At 46.1% G+C, this 14,335-nt stretch carries 16 protein-coding genes; 9 read left to right on the forward strand and 7 right to left on the reverse strand.

The window, feature by feature from the left end:
• The first annotated feature begins 106 nt into the window (after window positions 1-106).
• Window positions 107-493, forward strand: coding sequence for a DUF805 domain-containing protein (locus tag QNM19_RS05530; RefSeq protein ID WP_049865911.1), 387 nt, complete (start codon window positions 107-109; stop codon window positions 491-493).
• Between the two features lie 22 nt (window positions 494-515).
• Here QNM19_RS05530 and QNM19_RS05535 read toward each other — a convergent pair whose 3' ends face one another.
• Window positions 516-890, reverse strand: a complete 375-nt coding sequence (locus QNM19_RS05535; RefSeq protein WP_049865912.1) for an isochorismatase — start codon at window positions 888-890, stop codon at window positions 516-518.
• A gap of 108 nt (window positions 891-998) precedes the next feature.
• On the opposite strand from QNM19_RS05535, the gene QNM19_RS05540 reads away from it, so the two are divergent.
• Window positions 999-1,871, forward strand: coding sequence for a LysR family transcriptional regulator (locus QNM19_RS05540; protein WP_049865913.1), 873 nt, complete (start codon window positions 999-1,001; stop codon window positions 1,869-1,871).
• Window positions 1,872-1,883: 12 nt separating this feature from the next.
• On the opposite strand, the gene QNM19_RS05545 is transcribed toward QNM19_RS05540, so the two are convergent.
• Window positions 1,884-2,663, reverse strand: coding sequence for a substrate-binding periplasmic protein (locus QNM19_RS05545; protein ID WP_082225562.1), 780 nt, complete (start codon window positions 2,661-2,663; stop codon window positions 1,884-1,886).
• A gap of 370 nt (window positions 2,664-3,033) precedes the next feature.
• On the opposite strand from QNM19_RS05545, the gene QNM19_RS05550 reads away from it, so the two are divergent.
• The 5 genes from QNM19_RS05550 (at window position 3,034) to QNM19_RS05570 (ending at window position 7,901) form a co-directional block, all read left to right on the forward strand.
• Entirely contained in the window at window positions 3,034-4,227 is a 1,194-nt protein-coding gene (locus QNM19_RS05550) for a serine hydrolase domain-containing protein (protein ID WP_049865915.1), read from the forward strand.
• A 111-nt stretch (window positions 4,228-4,338) separates the two neighbouring features.
• Window positions 4,339-5,238 carry an NAD-dependent epimerase/dehydratase family protein gene (locus QNM19_RS05555; RefSeq protein WP_049865916.1) on the forward strand — a complete coding sequence of 300 codons (900 nt, stop codon included), beginning with the start codon at window positions 4,339-4,341 and terminating at the stop codon, window positions 5,236-5,238.
• 79 nt (window positions 5,239-5,317) lie between these two features.
• Window positions 5,318-6,301: a hypothetical protein gene (locus tag QNM19_RS05560; protein WP_058795297.1), complete on the forward strand. Its 984-nt coding sequence runs from the start codon at window positions 5,318-5,320 to the stop codon at window positions 6,299-6,301.
• Between the two features lie 121 nt (window positions 6,302-6,422).
• Window positions 6,423-7,226 carry a DUF2071 domain-containing protein gene (locus QNM19_RS05565; protein ID WP_049865918.1) on the forward strand — a complete coding sequence of 268 codons (804 nt, stop codon included), beginning with the start codon at window positions 6,423-6,425 and terminating at the stop codon, window positions 7,224-7,226.
• 45 nt (window positions 7,227-7,271) lie between these two features.
• A complete protein-coding gene (locus QNM19_RS05570; RefSeq protein ID WP_049865919.1) occupies window positions 7,272-7,901 on the forward strand; it encodes a DsbA family protein in 630 nt (209 codons plus the stop codon).
• Window positions 7,902-7,952: 51 nt separating this feature from the next.
• Here QNM19_RS05570 and QNM19_RS05575 read toward each other — a convergent pair whose 3' ends face one another.
• The 3 genes from QNM19_RS05575 to QNM19_RS05585 all read right to left on the reverse strand — a co-directional run bounded on the left by QNM19_RS05575 (window position 7,953) and on the right by QNM19_RS05585 (window position 9,755).
• Entirely contained in the window at window positions 7,953-8,630 is a 678-nt protein-coding gene (locus QNM19_RS05575) for a hypothetical protein (protein WP_049865920.1), read from the reverse strand.
• Window positions 8,631-8,634: 4 nt separating this feature from the next.
• The gene (locus tag QNM19_RS05580) at window positions 8,635-9,396 is read right to left on the reverse strand and encodes a HEAT repeat domain-containing protein (protein ID WP_284026454.1); all 762 of its coding nucleotides are present in this window, start codon (window positions 9,394-9,396) and stop codon (window positions 8,635-8,637) included.
• A gap of 230 nt (window positions 9,397-9,626) precedes the next feature.
• Window positions 9,627-9,755 (reverse strand): hypothetical protein, encoded by a 129-nt coding sequence (locus tag QNM19_RS05585; protein ID WP_257721228.1) that lies wholly within the window; start codon window positions 9,753-9,755, stop codon window positions 9,627-9,629.
• 619 nt (window positions 9,756-10,374) lie between these two features.
• Between QNM19_RS05585 and QNM19_RS05590 the strand changes: the two genes are divergently transcribed.
• Window positions 10,375-11,313 (forward strand): hypothetical protein, encoded by a 939-nt coding sequence (locus QNM19_RS05590; RefSeq protein WP_284026455.1) that lies wholly within the window; start codon window positions 10,375-10,377, stop codon window positions 11,311-11,313.
• A 282-nt stretch (window positions 11,314-11,595) separates the two neighbouring features.
• Here QNM19_RS05590 and QNM19_RS05595 read toward each other — a convergent pair whose 3' ends face one another.
• Complete coding sequence (locus QNM19_RS05595) at window positions 11,596-12,807, reverse strand: endonuclease/exonuclease/phosphatase family protein (RefSeq protein WP_284026456.1); 1,212 nt, start codon at window positions 12,805-12,807, stop codon at window positions 11,596-11,598.
• A 116-nt stretch (window positions 12,808-12,923) separates the two neighbouring features.
• Between QNM19_RS05595 and QNM19_RS05600 the strand changes: the two genes are divergently transcribed.
• A complete protein-coding gene (locus QNM19_RS05600; protein WP_049864360.1) occupies window positions 12,924-13,364 on the forward strand; it encodes a hypothetical protein in 441 nt (146 codons plus the stop codon).
• Between the two features lie 69 nt (window positions 13,365-13,433).
• Here the strand turns inward: QNM19_RS05600 and QNM19_RS05605 are convergent, their stop codons facing one another.
• Window positions 13,434-14,267 (reverse strand): alpha/beta fold hydrolase, encoded by an 834-nt coding sequence (locus QNM19_RS05605; protein WP_284026457.1) that lies wholly within the window; start codon window positions 14,265-14,267, stop codon window positions 13,434-13,436.
• Window positions 14,268-14,335 lie beyond the last annotated feature (68 nt).

The raw sequence follows: 14,335 nt of genomic DNA on the forward strand, positions 1-14,335 counted from the left end.
ATAATATATAGTCTGATAAGAGGTAAACGCTAATGGTGCTTTGGACGCCATTAACTGTTACGCCTATGGTACAAGAATTATGGAAAATTCATAAGGAGAAGGGATCGTGTTAGAAATTTACTTATCTGTTTTTAAAAACTGTTTCGAATTTAAAGGACGGGCAAGGCGTAAAGAGTACTGGGTGTTTATACTAGGCACTCTCTTAGTCTCTGTGGCACTTGGCCTGATTGACGTTATGCTTGGTCTTTATTCAGACGAAACCGGTCTCGGTCTTTTAAGCGGCCTTTATGCCCTGATTATAATCATTCCCAGCATTGCCCTGAGCATTCGCCGTTTGCACGACACCGGGCGCAGCGGTTGGTGGATCTTGCTCTCTTTAATCCCACTGATAGGTCCAATCGTGTTGATTGTGTTTTATGTCATGGACAGTAAACCGGGTGAGAACGAATATGGTCCTAACCCGAAGGAACAATTACATAATACCGTTTCGTAGTGTATGTCAGTAACTGGGTGGACTAACGTTCACCCAGGATCTCAAAATCATCACTGTGCAGGCGGGCTTTGCCGTCTTGCCCGACAACCCAATGTTCACCATGAATTTTGCCAAACGCTTTGTTCATGGTCCAGTTGGCACTCAGTAAGTAGCCAGTTTCCGGGTGTTTCTCCCAGACTACATCGGTATAGATAACATCGCAAAAACCCTGCTCGATGATACCGCGCCAGAAAGTTTCTATGTCCTCTGGAGAGGTAAATTCGCCAATTGGCCGTGCCAGCATAGTGCAGGTTGTCGAGTATTGCTCGGCACAACCGCGCGCATCTCCGTTATTAAATGCATTCTGCCATGCAGCTATACCTGCTTTGCAAAGGTCAAGTTCTTGTTGTGGTGTCATTAGAAGATTCCGCTCTTTTTGTTTTCAGTAAGATAAGTGTAGAGGTTTTCATTGGTATGAAAAACAGAGATAATTAAAAACACTGTTTAATTAAATTACACAATAAGAATGCGCCAACTTGGAAAAATGTCGCTGTTTGCCCATGTTGTAGAGGCCGGTTCGGTATCCGGTGCGGCAGATAAATTAGGTTTATCAAAATCTGTGGTCAGCCAGCATTTAAAAACGCTTGAGCAAGATCTCGGGGTCGTGCTTATCAAGCGAACAACCCGTCGGCAGTTTCTGACTGAGCCTGGCAAACGCTTTTATGAGTCCTGCAAGGCACTCAATCAGATTGCAGCAGATGCCTGGGAGAATATTCAGGCGCAACAGAGTGAGCCGGAGGGCAAGGTGCATATCACCGCACCCAATGCACTGGTAGAAACATTGCTCGCGCCTGTTATTGCAAATCTGATACAGCAATATCCGGGCGTCATTATTAAGTTAACCTGCGAAGACCAGCAATTGGATTTGATGGCACATGATATTGACATTGCTATTCGTATTGGTGTTTCGAAAGACAGTACGCTCAGGCAAAAGCGTTTAGGGGCATTTCGTGATGTGTTGTGCGGACATCCCCGTTTTAAAGAAACCTCACTGGAACAGTCGCCCTATGTTGCTAACGCCTGGGAAGGTGAGACTATTGCATATCAGTTTGTCTCCGCTAACGGTGAGCTTCAGACGTTCAGCCCCCAAGTGAGTTGTATCACCAACGCATTTCATAGCACGGTCTCTTTGATCCGTAGCGGGGCGGGAATCGGTTTGATCCCAGATTTTTATTTGCATAAAGGTCTGCCTGATATCACAGCCTTGTTGCCAGATGAAAGTTTGCCAGAAAACCCGGTGTATTTACTTACCCCTTTTTCAAAGCATGTTCCCATGGCTGTAAAAGTGTGTATAGACGAACTGAGTAAGCACATTCAGGCTCAATTATTAAATACATAGCAAGCGCATGCACTATCGATAGTGTTCATCTCTGAGCCCATACTTTTCAGCAATACTCGCCAGGCGACCGTCCAGTTGCAGCCTGAGAACACCGAGGTCGAGTGCCAAAGTTAATTGCTCGCTATTTTCAAGGCGCGGAGAAAAGGCGATGTAAGCAGGCTCCAGCGGGCTGACCGAACCAACTGATTTGATTTTGTCACTGATCCCGAGCTGTTTGGCCTGGTACCAGACAACGGGGCCCGCATCAACATAAGCATCTATCCGTTTACTGGTTAATAATCTGAGACTGCGTGCCACAACATCGTCACCCGTTATCAGCGTAATGTACTTATTGGGAGAACTACGATGTGATTTTATGTATGCATTCAGCAAATGGCCATAGTCATATCCCTGTACAGCGCCGAGGCGGACTTTGTTCAACGAGTGTTGGTTTTTGTATGTCCATGTGTTGTCGGAAAGAGTAAACAAAGTGTTTGGACTTAGCCTCAGTATGGGCACTTTTGGAAAGAGAAAATCCGGTGCATCGTCTTTGAAGGCACCCACAATGGCGTGTATTTTTCCTTCCCTGGCCTGATGGATGGCCCTGAGCCAGGGCATTTCAATGTAACGAACTTCATACCCCGAGATGGCGAGCGCCTCTGTGGCAACATCAATCATGAATCCCTTATTTTTGTCTGAGTCGCGACAATTTACCGGGCACCAGTTATCGCCTGCGATCAGCACTAGCTTGTCGTTACTTGAAAATACTTCAATCGAGAACACGGATAGGCAAAAAAGTATGATGCGTAGCATATCGGGGTAAATTGGTGGCGATACTGGGAGTCTAGTCAATAAACGGCGGTCCGGCAATGTCACGAATTATCGTGTGGTCCATCCGGGCTTGCAGTCGAAATCTCAGTATGCCAAAACCGGAATGTATATAGGGTGAGCTTTGCGTGCTCTATGACTAGGCTAAGTAGAATTTTTACTATAACAGGTGTTGGCATGAGCATAAGAAGGCTGGCAGGGTGATGGACTTATTTTGAATTGATTTTTACAACTGTATGATTTTACTGTTTATATCTCGACCTGAAGACAAAGTCATTGAGAAGTCATGGGTAAATCAGGTGTTATGAGAAGAAATTAACTAGCTTAACCACCTGTAGATAACAGGAGGGTTAACATGACCAAATATACATTCGCTACACATTTTATCGCTGCCGCAATATTAGGTAGCGTGAGCTGCCTTGCCGCGGCAAACTGTACCAAACCAGCAGAAGCCACCGCAGCAGAGCTGCAAGGCGGCTATCGGGATGTTTCTGAACTCAGTCAGGCTTTTATCGATACAACGCCTGAGCGCAGGGGCGACGGAGTGACTGTTGGTACCTTAAATACCAAAAGTCGCAAAGACATGTTGGTGAAGCTCGCTAAAGAGATAGAAAATAACGCACATGGGCATTTCGACAGCTTACTGATTGCACATAAGGGGCAGTTGGTTTTCGAATCTTATTTTTCTCGTGGCCGTATCAACTTGCCGCATTATCAGGCATCTGCGACTAAGGTATACACGGGCCTGGCACTGGGTCGGGCAATCCAACTGGGTTATCTGAGCATGGCCGATTTAGACAAGCCTTTGGTAAGTTTTTTAAAGGATCTGGATCATAGCAAACTTACCAGGGGGAGCGATAAAATTACGCTTAATATGGCACTCACCATGCGCTCCGGGATTCGGCTTGATGACAGCCAAAAAGAGGCGCTGGACAAAATCTCTAAACAACTGAAAGGGCAGCAGCATGCACAGGCATTATTGGAGCGCAGTGCGCCAATCGGTGCTGATTCACTGACATTCAAATATCAGGATGACCCTATGTTAGTGATGCATGTGATTGATGCTGTGGTGCCGGGAACTGCTGAAGCTTTTATTAAAAAAGAACTACTTGATAAACTTGATATCAAAGCATATCACTGGCAAACCGCTGACAATGGTCTGCCTGAAGCAGGCTGGCGGGTCAATATGACGTCACGAGATATGCTTAAATGGGGGACTCTGGCACAAAACAAAGGCGTGTGGCAGGGTGAGCAACTCATTCCTAAGGAATACATTGCGAAGGCAGTCAGCCCGCAGCTCTATACTGGCGATGACGACATGTTTGGTGGTGGCAAAGATGTGTCTAAACAGGGCTATGGTTACTACTGGTGGAACGCTGAGTTGAAAAATGGTGACAGACAATTTTACAGTGCATCGGCTCAGGGAGGTGGAGGTCAGTACATTATTTTAATTGAGGAACTCGATCTTGTCGCGGTTGTCACAGCGAGTCGCAGGGAAAATAACACGCTGCAATTAATGGCCGAGCGAGTAATCCCTGCCTTTATGTAGTTAACAGTACAGACAACGTCTATCGATGCGGCGTTGTCTGTTGAAGTGGTTCAATAACCGCTGTAAAGTCCGCAACTGCTCTTTGTTCAATAATCAAATAAGGTTGAAATAATGAAAGTGCTGGTAACGGGCTCTGCGGGCAGAGTTGGACGCGCCATCTACATTAAGCTCATGGCACAGCATCAGGTGGTTGGGATTGATAAAACACCTTGTTCAACTGCGGATTTTGTCGGGGATATCAGGGACAGCCAGTTGCTCAACGAGGCGCTGCAGGGCGTAGAAGTGATAATACATACTGCGGCTTTACATGCACCGCATGTCGGGCGTGTTGAAGACAGTGCGTTTCAGCGCATTAATGTTGATGCAACAGAGCAGTTGGCATTGGCCGGCATAAATGCGGGTATAAAGCACTTTGTATTCACCAGCACTACTGCACTGTATGGTTATGCATCGACTCCCAAGGGGATGGCAGGTTGGGTAACGGAAGAGACTCAACCGCAGCCCAAATCGGTATATCACCACAGTAAAATAATCGCAGAACAAAAATTAGCCGAAATAGCAAAGCGCTTTAATTTACCTGTTACTGTACTCCAAATGTCCCGGTGCTTCCCCGAGCCTGCAGATTTGATGGCAGTTTACAGGTTAACACGCGGAATTGACGCCCGGGATGTGGCCAGCGCGCATCTGTGTGCAATAGAAAAACGCTTGCCTGGCTTTCAGCGCTTTATTGTGTCTGGTGCAACACCTTTTAGCCCCGCTGACTGCAAACGCTTATACCTGAATGCCGCTGAGATTATTTCTGAAAGATGTCCGGGGCTGCTTTCGGCATTTGAACAACGAGGCTGGGCTTTACCCGATTCATTGGACAGAGTATACGACTCATCCGCGGCACAGCTGCATCTTGGCTGGCGATCAGAGCATGGGTTTGAGCAGGTTCTGGAGATGTTAGATGCAGAATTCGCCGAGGTATTGCCTGCTATAAATCAAAACAGAGATACTCAGGCCCAATAAACACATTTGCTGTCAATTGTTGCTCAATATTTGTTCTCCTTTGCCGATATCAAACTACATGGATGGGAGCGGAGGAGCTATGAAAATTGAAAATGCACAAGTCAACATCAGTAACCAGCATGAGGGTCAGAGTCATGTTTATGAAAAGCGTACAGAGATCACTGAGTTGCCCGGGCCTGAGAACGTCAATTCGGCACAGCCGGGTAATGGTGAGCAAGGGATGGCGGGCGAGGTGGCTGATGTAGACAATACAGCCACTGATCTGGATATGCAAACCAGTGCCAGAATGTACATCTTAAAGTTGCTGGTAGAAAAACTCGCGGGCAGTGACGTGCAGTGGTATGACGCTGTGGTCGGAAAAGACATCTCGCATGCTGAAATGTCACAGATTATGTCTGCGTCAGAGCAAGCACCCGCCACAGAAGTGATCGTAGAGCGGTTATCGCACGAGAGTCAGGCCAACGTCTTTAAGGCGGATGGTCAAATTCAGCTGGAAAATGGTGAGACTATTAGTTTTGCCTTTAAATCTGTATTTGCTCAGTCTCATACCAGCTATGAGCGAACCATTGAGAATGTTGATATGAAGGACCCGTTGATCATCAGCTTTACCAATCGCGCTGTTGAGCTGGATACTGAACGTATGGACTTTGATATTGATGCAGATGGCAATAAAGACAATTTTGCTCAGCTGAAGAAGGGATACGGCTATCTGGCATTGGATCTAAACCAGAACAATCAGATAGATGATGGTAAAGAACTGTTTGGTGCGCTCAGTGGTAATGGGTTTGCCGACCTGACTCAGTATGACGATGATGGTAATGGCTTCATTGATGAAAATGACGATATTTTTGATAGCCTTAAAGTCTGGGTCAAAAACAAAGAGCAGGACGAGTTAATATCACTCCATGACGCCAATATAGGCGCCATTGCACTACACAATGCTGATACGCCTCTGAATATCAGAACGGATGGGGCGTTGCAGGGCGCGATCCGTAAGTCCGGTTTTTATCTCGATGAAAATGGTAAACCTGGCCTGGTCCAGCAGGTTGATTATGTGGTGTAGGAGTCGAGTTTTATACCAGCGCGACCAATAAGTTCACTCATTCCGGGGGCGCGTGTAGGGTAAAGGAACGGCCTTGTAGGGAAAATGACAAGGCCGTTTACCGAGAAAGAAGGAGCGACCTATGGACTCTTTGTCATTCAAAGACTTTTTAAAGCCGAGACCTGCACCTACGGGCATAGATGTGCTGTGTAAGCTTCAGCATTTTGCGATCATTACGTATGCTGTTGATGTTAGGAAATTTGCCGGCCTATTTCCGGCGCGCTTCAAGCTCGATACGGTGATGATAGATGGCGTGGAAAAGGGGTTAGTTTCTGTCGTGCCCTTTATCGATGTTGACTTTACTTCGGCTGTTTATCCTTTCCCCAAGTACACGATGGGGCAAACCAACTACCGTATCTATATCATCGACAGGGATTCAGGGGAGCGGTGTGTCTGGTTTCTTGGTACCACGCTTGATTCTTGGACGCGCATTGTGCCCAGCATGCTCTGGAAGCTTCCCTGGTATAGTGGCAAAGTGGTTTTTGATTGTGATTATGACCAATCACAGGAGGTATACCGCCGTTATAAGATGCATACCACAGCACACTGGGCACCCGCCAGTGTTGAATTGATGCAGCACAAAGATGCGCTTATTGAGTTACCCGGATTTCCTGATACTGAAACGGGGCTTGTTTACCTGACTCACCCTTTAACCGGGTTTTACTACCGGCGTGATGGGCGTTTGGGCACTTACCGTGTATGGCACAAAGAACTCAAGGTTTCGTCTGCGATTTTGAAATCCGCGAACTTTGGTTTACTCTCTCGTCTGGATCTGGTTTCTGACGCGGAGCAGCAAAAGCCACATAGTGTGTTAGTGGAACCAATCAATGAGTTTACAATTTACCTGCCTCCAAAAGTACTGAATACCAGCCCGGAGCATGCTTGAACAGTAACTGGATTGCGTCGGGTTATACAGCTGAGTGAGAATACAATGCAATTTATCTATGTAATGGACCCCATGTGTGGCTGGTGCTACGGATTTCAACCTGAATTAGAGCGGTTTTTAACGCCTTATCCCGATGCACAGGTGAGCTGGATAATGGGGGGACTGGCACCAGATACGACGCAGCCCATGGCGGAAAGCTTAAGAGATACGATTGCTTCGTATTGGGTTGAAATAGAGCGAAGAACATCGGTTACGTTTAATCATGACTTTTGGCATCTCAATACCCCTGTGCGTTCAACCTATCAGGCTTGTCGAGCAGTCATTGCTGCGCAAAGCCTGGCAGAGCAAGGATCACAAAAGCATGGTGCAATGGTTATGGCTAAGACCATTCAGGCAGCCTATTACCAGCAAGCTAAAAACCCTTCGTTAGATGCCACCCTGGTTGGATGTGCAATGGCCATTGGCCTGGACGACGTGCAGTTTGAATCGGCATTGCATGCGGCTGAAACTGAAGCGCAATTTCAGCAACATCTGGATATTGCGCGGCAGCTTCAGGTAACAGGCTTTCCGGCACTGTTTTACGTTAACGAAAATGGATACGCTTATCCGCTGACTCTGGGGTTTTGCTACGCTGACGACCTGGCCCAGCGATTGGCGTCCTGCATCAAGAAATAAAGTACCGAATGTCACCAAATATAAACAGGTTCATTACAGGCAGGTCGCTCTTCAGGTGAGTACTTGCTGGAGTTTTTGCAAGTAATGCGCGCTATCCATGGCATTGCCAAAGGAGATCACCCGTTTCGATTGTGTATCAACGAACAGAGGCTTGGCTTTTTCACCACGATCGACAATGATATTCAATGACATAGATAATTCGTCTGGTGGGCTCTGTGAATGCAGGTCTCGCGATTTATCCATGTAGAGCACACACCCTTCGTCTAAAATGAAGTCTCCATTAAAGTGAATATCAATTTCTTCACCTTCTTTATAGGGGCTACCTTTATGCTGATATTCATACATATGCGTAGTATAGCCAGTGCCAGAAAGCCCCAAGGTTAATAGTTCAAAATTATGGTCGTGGCACAAGCCGTATGCGAACAGATTCTCGTCTTCTTGTGAGTATTGATGGTCTGTTCTTGGTTCCCACACGACAGCCCTTAACATAAGGGTATCATCCTGATATAGGACGAATGAATTTTTGCCATAGGAGTTGGGCGTTGCTTGCTCTAACGAGTGGACAATATGGTCGAGTACGTCAGAAATACTATGCCTGAGCCCCATTAACTGCTCTACTAACCCTGGGGTGTCACACAGCCTCTGACCTTCAACTAAATTGTTTTTAATAAATGTCAGTAACCCTTCAATTGAAGTGGCTGCAACGGCTTTTGGGGGATAAAATTCCATAGAACTAACACGCCTTTTCAAATTCAGTTAATTGGGTGAGTGTGGCATTGGCTTGCGCCCTGACGATGTGACAAGGGTCCTCTAAAAACTCGATTAAAATGACCTTAGCCTGTTGGTGGTCGACTTTAAATAACTCAACCAGGGCTTGCCAGCGTATGGCGTTGACTTTGTGCTTGGTTAGTTTTACGAGGTAGGGGGCCGCTGTTGTGCCAAATTGAGGTAAAAAACCAGTCAGGACCTTATATCTTTCGAGGTCGTGTGTGCCTGAGTAAGTTGCGATCTTTCTTCCCGAGACAGTGTCGTAATAAGGGCAAACCTCTCTGGCTACGGACTTATTGTGTAGTGCGACCACCACCTTTTCTTGTGCGCCATGAAATACATAGGCATGGTTGTTTGGGCTGATTTTCAGTTGCCTTGTATTAATTGGCAAAGTCTCTGTTGAGAGTATGAGTGAGTCATCGTGTTCTGAGTAGATACTCACAGCATAATGATGTTCGGAAACAACGCTGTATAAAGATTCAGAGGAAAATGTTGTTGCGACGTCGCTTGGTGTTGTATATGTATCCAGCGTGAGCAGCAAAGACCAGTTATCGTCTTCGTACAGTGTTATGCCTTTGCGGCAAATTTTACCAAGCGTTGTGTGCTCAACCATGTTCAAAACTTGCGTTTTAAAGTCTTGCCTTTCAACAAAGTCATGGAATGCGCTCTCAACACACTCAACTGAGTTGCTGACAGACAACACACGGATAAAACTATCAGCTATCATGTATTTTCCTTACCTGCTGGGTAGTATTAAAACCTGAAATGGAGATAAAAGAAGTAGCGACAGAGCAGCCGCTACTTCTTTTGTGTCATCGCGTATTGCGCTTATTTGATGCCGATGAACTCAGGCGGAATAGACGTGCCGGTACCGCCAGCGATATCTTTCAGGCTCAATGCATCGATAGTGACTGGAGTAAATGTTTTAGATTTGCTCATTTTATTTTTCCTTAATTATTAGAATTTAATGTTGTCGATAGGGTCTTTGTAGCCGATAAAAATTGGCCGATCGATACCGCCACCTGCAACATCTTTTAGGTGTAGTGCTTCAATTGTTTTTGGTTTAAATGTTTTGGATTTACCCATAACTTTTAACTCCTAAACGTATTTTTTATTTGTATTAGTAACCTTCAGGAAAAGTAGGTGTAGTTTGGGGCTCCTTTGCGACCCGAAACAACATCTAAACTGTCAACGGATTGCGTCTTCATAGATTGTTACCTTTTTCCTTCTTGTTCTGATGTCGATAATCAGAGGTTTCTTGGTGCTTTCCCTGATCCCGACAACCCACAGAATGAATAACAAAAGCGCTAAATGCAAAATCTTCAATAAATACATATATCTATTAATTACAATTAGTTAGGGGGTTTTGTTATAGCCCGATAACAACTAGGTTGGTCTGTTATATGACTTGGTTAAATAATGGCTTGTTGATTGCTATTTGAAATGACGATGCTTGCACTTCTTTGGCTCAATTCTGTGTTGCTTGAGTATATGTATGTATGTATTGTGGCGGACGTACTTTGTGCTGTTGTCAACAACGAAATTAAGCCGGGTGAATGCTATGGGGCATAAGATAGAGAAACGCGCCTTTGTCATATACCGGATAAAAAAACAGTGGGTACATGTTTTACATTAGTTTACACGGCGCGCTGCACCAAACCTGATACATTGCCCTTAAATGTTTGCAGAACTTAAGGACAAAACCATGAAAATCAAACAATCTATTTTGCATTTTCTATTCGTTGCCGGTGCGATGGTCGCTGATGTAACTGCCGCTGAACCAGCACAAGGCAGTGATACATTATGGCTAGGTCAGAAACCGCCAGGTACTCAGCCACAGCAGTTTGCCCCCGATGTGGTATCTGTTGAAGGTCGGTATGAATTTGGCGTGTCGTTTTCTCCGGACCTGCGAGAAATGTACTTTACCGCTTTAGAAGTGGTTGAGGGAGCAGATACCTACCCACAGATTTACCATACAAAGCTGTCAGAAGGGCACTGGACTAAACCTGAAAAAGTGAATTTCACCCAGGGCAAAATGGCCTATGAGTTAGTCCCCTATGTGAGTCTGAATGAAGACAGGGTATATTTTACAGCACGTCAACCTGACTCAGAAGACTCCGGTATCTGGTATGTACCTCGCAGCAACCGCAGCCATAAAGCCAAAAGGTGGGAGTTATCACTCAATACTGGTCGCTTGTCTGATTTTAACCAGGCAAGAAATGGCGATTTGGTCTTTACCAACATGAAAGAGCGAAAGATGTATATTGCCGAAAATAATGCCGGGGATATCTCAACACCCAGGCCGATGGATATCGCGTTTGGGATCCATGGCTTTATGTCACCAGATAATGATTACTTGCTGGTAAATGCAAGACACCGAAAGGACGTGAGCAGAAAAGACAGCGATTTATTTGTGTATTTCAGAAAGGAAAGCGGCGGGTGGTCTGAACCTGTAAATCTGGGCAACCACATTAATACACCCCATTTTGAAACCGTACCGCGTGTTACCCCTGATGGTAAATACCTCTTTTTTGGTCGATATAATGAGCCTGGCGGTATTTCAAACATTTATTGGGTCAGCACGAGTGTGATACATGAACTAAAAACGACCTATTTTGAAGGGCTAAATGCTGAACGGTTGTGATCATAGCGAAAGGTGTTGACCCCGACTTTGCATAAAGTGATTTGCCGGGTCCTATGTGATAGGCGCTAACCAGCAGTTATGGTCGTTTGAACTATTAGATTATATGTTCAAAAAGCGCCTTGTTGATGTGATGATGTCAGAAGGTCATTTTAAAGAAAGCCAAATCAGTTAAAGCTGCTAGTGGCTTTCTTATACATTTTGTGAGGGCTCGTAAGGCACTGTTATGCCATGTGCCTTATCTAAAAAACAGTCAAGAGTAGGTGAACCAGTTAGCCTGTTTTGCTAGTTGTTACAATGTGCATCTGGCAGCGTGATATCGACCCATACCAGACGGTGATCGGAAGAGGATGCTCTGTCGGCTACAAGCTCTGCACCAGCCTGGTTATTTGCAGGCCAAAATACGCCGCTGGCGCTGACTGTCAGGTTGGCAGACGGTAATACATAGTCTGCGCGCATGCCCCAGTGCGCGGTGTGTGAAGCCGCATGTTTGTTGTCGGGCTTATTGAGCCGTCCCCCCTCAGAGGTAGGAGCCGGGTAATGATTTACACGCGGATGCTTCAGTAACTGATCAATCGCACCTGGATATGCATCGCCATCGACAGAGCTGGCATTTAAATCACCTAAGATGACAAATGACTGAGCGGCAAATCCACCACGTTGACCCATATCATCATAAAGGTAGGCGTTACCGGTTGAGCTAATGTAGTCTTTCCACAGCCTGAGCTCATCGTGATTACGCTTGCCGTTTCTGTCCTCGGGTCCATCAAAAACGGGAGGAGTTGGGTGACTGGCTAATACGTTGATCTGCTGATTGCACACTTGTACCGGAATATCCCAATGCGACTTGGATGACAAGCGCATGGCCGCAACTTCTTCTTTTGAGTACCAGCTGCTGCCATCTGCCTGAGTCGGCATCAGATTGTTTGGCATATCTTTCCACAGAAAGTGTTGAAAAGTTCTGATCTGATCCTGCTGAATTGGATATCTGGATAACAACACCATGGCATATTGGCCCGGGTATTTGCCAAAGCCATAATGTGTCAGGCGGGCATTTTTGTCACCAGCAAACGGCGTCTCTACACCCGTGTTGACCGGCGCCAGATACACGTAGGGGTATTTAATCGGATCAAAACCGTTCTGAGATACTTCAAGATAATCGCGCTGGAACAGGTGAATGCCTTGCTGGGGATCTGCAATGTAATCGAACTCGTTCAGCAGAATAATATCAGGTCGGGTACGCTGGATGATCTCTGCGATATTATTGATTTGACTGAAATCACCACTTTTCAACGCCACAGTTAACGCATTATCCGATTGCATTTTGTGGTTTGTCATATCGTAATTGGTTGCTTCCATACTGACGTTAAACGTCGCTACTCGTAGCGTTTGATTATCTTCCGACATTTTTTCAGAGGCCGTATTGGTTAATGTGCTCTGACAGCCTGCGCTCAACACAGCCGTTGCCAGCACGACAGGTAAAAAGTTTGCTTTCATTGTTTGCCTGGTCAAATTAAAACTGGCTTAACTATAGCGTTTTTCGACAACAATATGTGTTAATATTTCGTTGGATGTTTGATTCTAAGTCTAGGTTATATAAGGAGCTTGCCTGCATGGGTCGTCAATATGGTATCGCTTTGTTGTTGTTTGCTGCGCTGAGCGCCTGGCTGGTCGCTGGTGCGCATTTATCTTGTATCTATTTCGGTCCACAGTGTTATGCCGCACAAATGGCACCGCCTTTTGTTGTAGAATCGGCGCAGGTAGGCACTATGCTGGCGCCTATTGCCACCATCGCGGCGTCTGCAATTTTTGTTATTCTAGGCTGCTATGCTTTATCTGCAACCGGACTCATGCGGCGATTACCCTTGCTTAACGTCGGGATATATAGCATCGCCTTGGTGTGCATTATTCGTGGGTTATTGCCAATTCAGTTATATGTTCGCCACCCTGAAAAAATTAGCAATGCGGTATTTTGGATTGGTGTTGCCTGGCTGATTGTTGGATTGTGCTACTTGTTGGGGTATCGTGCGGTGAAAAAACAACGCGCGGACTAGCTTTTGTTTACTACGTGCCCGGCACAAAGATCAGGGCACTGTAGAGTGCCCTGTACGAGGTCATCAAACTCAGAGCCTGGCTTTTGCTACCATGGCCTCTATGTGTTTTATCGCAATCCAGGGGTCTGATTCATCAAACAGGTGTGAGGCGTATTTCATCGTGACTGCCTCGGTGTTTTGATTCAGCGTAGCCAGTTTCTTTTGGGCGTCATTCCAGGTTTGTGTGTAAACGTCTATATCCGGGTAACTCATTTTGGTTTGTCTGATTGTCACGTGCGGAATACCGCGAGAAAGCACGGTAACAGGCAAGTCTGCTTTTATTGTATAGAGCGCAGAGTGGCTTGAGGCTTCTTCAAAATCTTCGAACGAATTATGCTCGCGTTCCCAGTTAATAATCATCTTCATCGTGTCCCAGCCTGATTTGGACATCTGCGCTTTCATCGCGTCGTACCAGGATTCATGAACCGTGTCTATCAGGACCAGGCCTTTTACTTTATCCGGATATTTGCTGGCATAGGCACGTGCAACAAACCCGCCGAATGAATGGGGCACCAGGACCAGTGACTCAACCTTCAGGTGCTTAACCAGCCCGGCCAGCTCATCACGCAGTTCGGTCATGGTTCTGACCTTGGGGTTGTCATATTGACTCTCGCCATACCCAGCGCGGTCGTAAAAACATAGCCGGTAGCCTTTGGGGTTGGCGTTGTGGTAGGTATTTTTATAAGTGGTGTGTGCATCCAGGCCCATACCGGATACCAGCAGGGCGGTGACTTTGCCTTCGCCCTGACACGCATAGGCGATTTTCTTCCCGGCAACCTCCGTATACTGGTATTCGTGTTGGTGCTGGGCGGCATGGCCCGAAAATGTTGCGCCTATAAGCACGGCGGCGGCGAGTTTGTTCATAGTGCAAGTTCCTGTTGTTGATTATTATTTAGTCCGCTGATAAATAGCATAGCGCAGAACTTACTGAA

The organism is Pseudoalteromonas ardens, assembly GCF_030125445.1.
Taxonomy (GTDB): domain Bacteria; phylum Pseudomonadota; class Gammaproteobacteria; order Enterobacterales; family Alteromonadaceae; genus Pseudoalteromonas; species Pseudoalteromonas ardens.

Excerpts from the sequence above, each read along its gene's own strand:
- QNM19_RS05560 (WP_058795297.1), top strand. The coding sequence starts at position 5,318 with ATGAAAATTGAAAATGCACAAGTCAACATCAGTAACCAGCATGAGGGT.
- QNM19_RS05545 (WP_082225562.1), bottom strand. The coding sequence starts at position 2,663 with ATGCTACGCATCATACTTTTTTGCCTATCCGTGTTCTCGATTGAAGTA.
- QNM19_RS05535 (WP_049865912.1), bottom strand. The coding sequence starts at position 890 with ATGACACCACAACAAGAACTTGACCTTTGCAAAGCAGGTATAGCTGCA.
- QNM19_RS05595 (WP_284026456.1), bottom strand. The coding sequence starts at position 12,807 with ATGAAAGCAAACTTTTTACCTGTCGTGCTGGCAACGGCTGTGTTGAGC.
- QNM19_RS05605 (WP_284026457.1), bottom strand. The coding sequence starts at position 14,267 with ATGAACAAACTCGCCGCCGCCGTGCTTATAGGCGCAACATTTTCGGGC.
- QNM19_RS05540 (WP_049865913.1), top strand. The coding sequence starts at position 999 with ATGCGCCAACTTGGAAAAATGTCGCTGTTTGCCCATGTTGTAGAGGCC.
- QNM19_RS05555 (WP_049865916.1), top strand. The coding sequence starts at position 4,339 with ATGAAAGTGCTGGTAACGGGCTCTGCGGGCAGAGTTGGACGCGCCATC.
- QNM19_RS05590 (WP_284026455.1), top strand. The coding sequence starts at position 10,375 with ATGAAAATCAAACAATCTATTTTGCATTTTCTATTCGTTGCCGGTGCG.
- QNM19_RS05580 (WP_284026454.1), bottom strand. The coding sequence starts at position 9,396 with ATGATAGCTGATAGTTTTATCCGTGTGTTGTCTGTCAGCAACTCAGTT.
- QNM19_RS05575 (WP_049865920.1), bottom strand. The coding sequence starts at position 8,630 with ATGGAATTTTATCCCCCAAAAGCCGTTGCAGCCACTTCAATTGAAGGG.
- QNM19_RS05570 (WP_049865919.1), top strand. The coding sequence starts at position 7,272 with ATGCAATTTATCTATGTAATGGACCCCATGTGTGGCTGGTGCTACGGA.
- QNM19_RS05585 (WP_257721228.1), bottom strand. The coding sequence starts at position 9,755 with ATGGGTAAATCCAAAACATTTAAACCAAAAACAATTGAAGCACTACAC.
- QNM19_RS05600 (WP_049864360.1), top strand. The coding sequence starts at position 12,924 with ATGGGTCGTCAATATGGTATCGCTTTGTTGTTGTTTGCTGCGCTGAGC.
- QNM19_RS05565 (WP_049865918.1), top strand. The coding sequence starts at position 6,423 with ATGGACTCTTTGTCATTCAAAGACTTTTTAAAGCCGAGACCTGCACCT.
- QNM19_RS05550 (WP_049865915.1), top strand. The coding sequence starts at position 3,034 with ATGACCAAATATACATTCGCTACACATTTTATCGCTGCCGCAATATTA.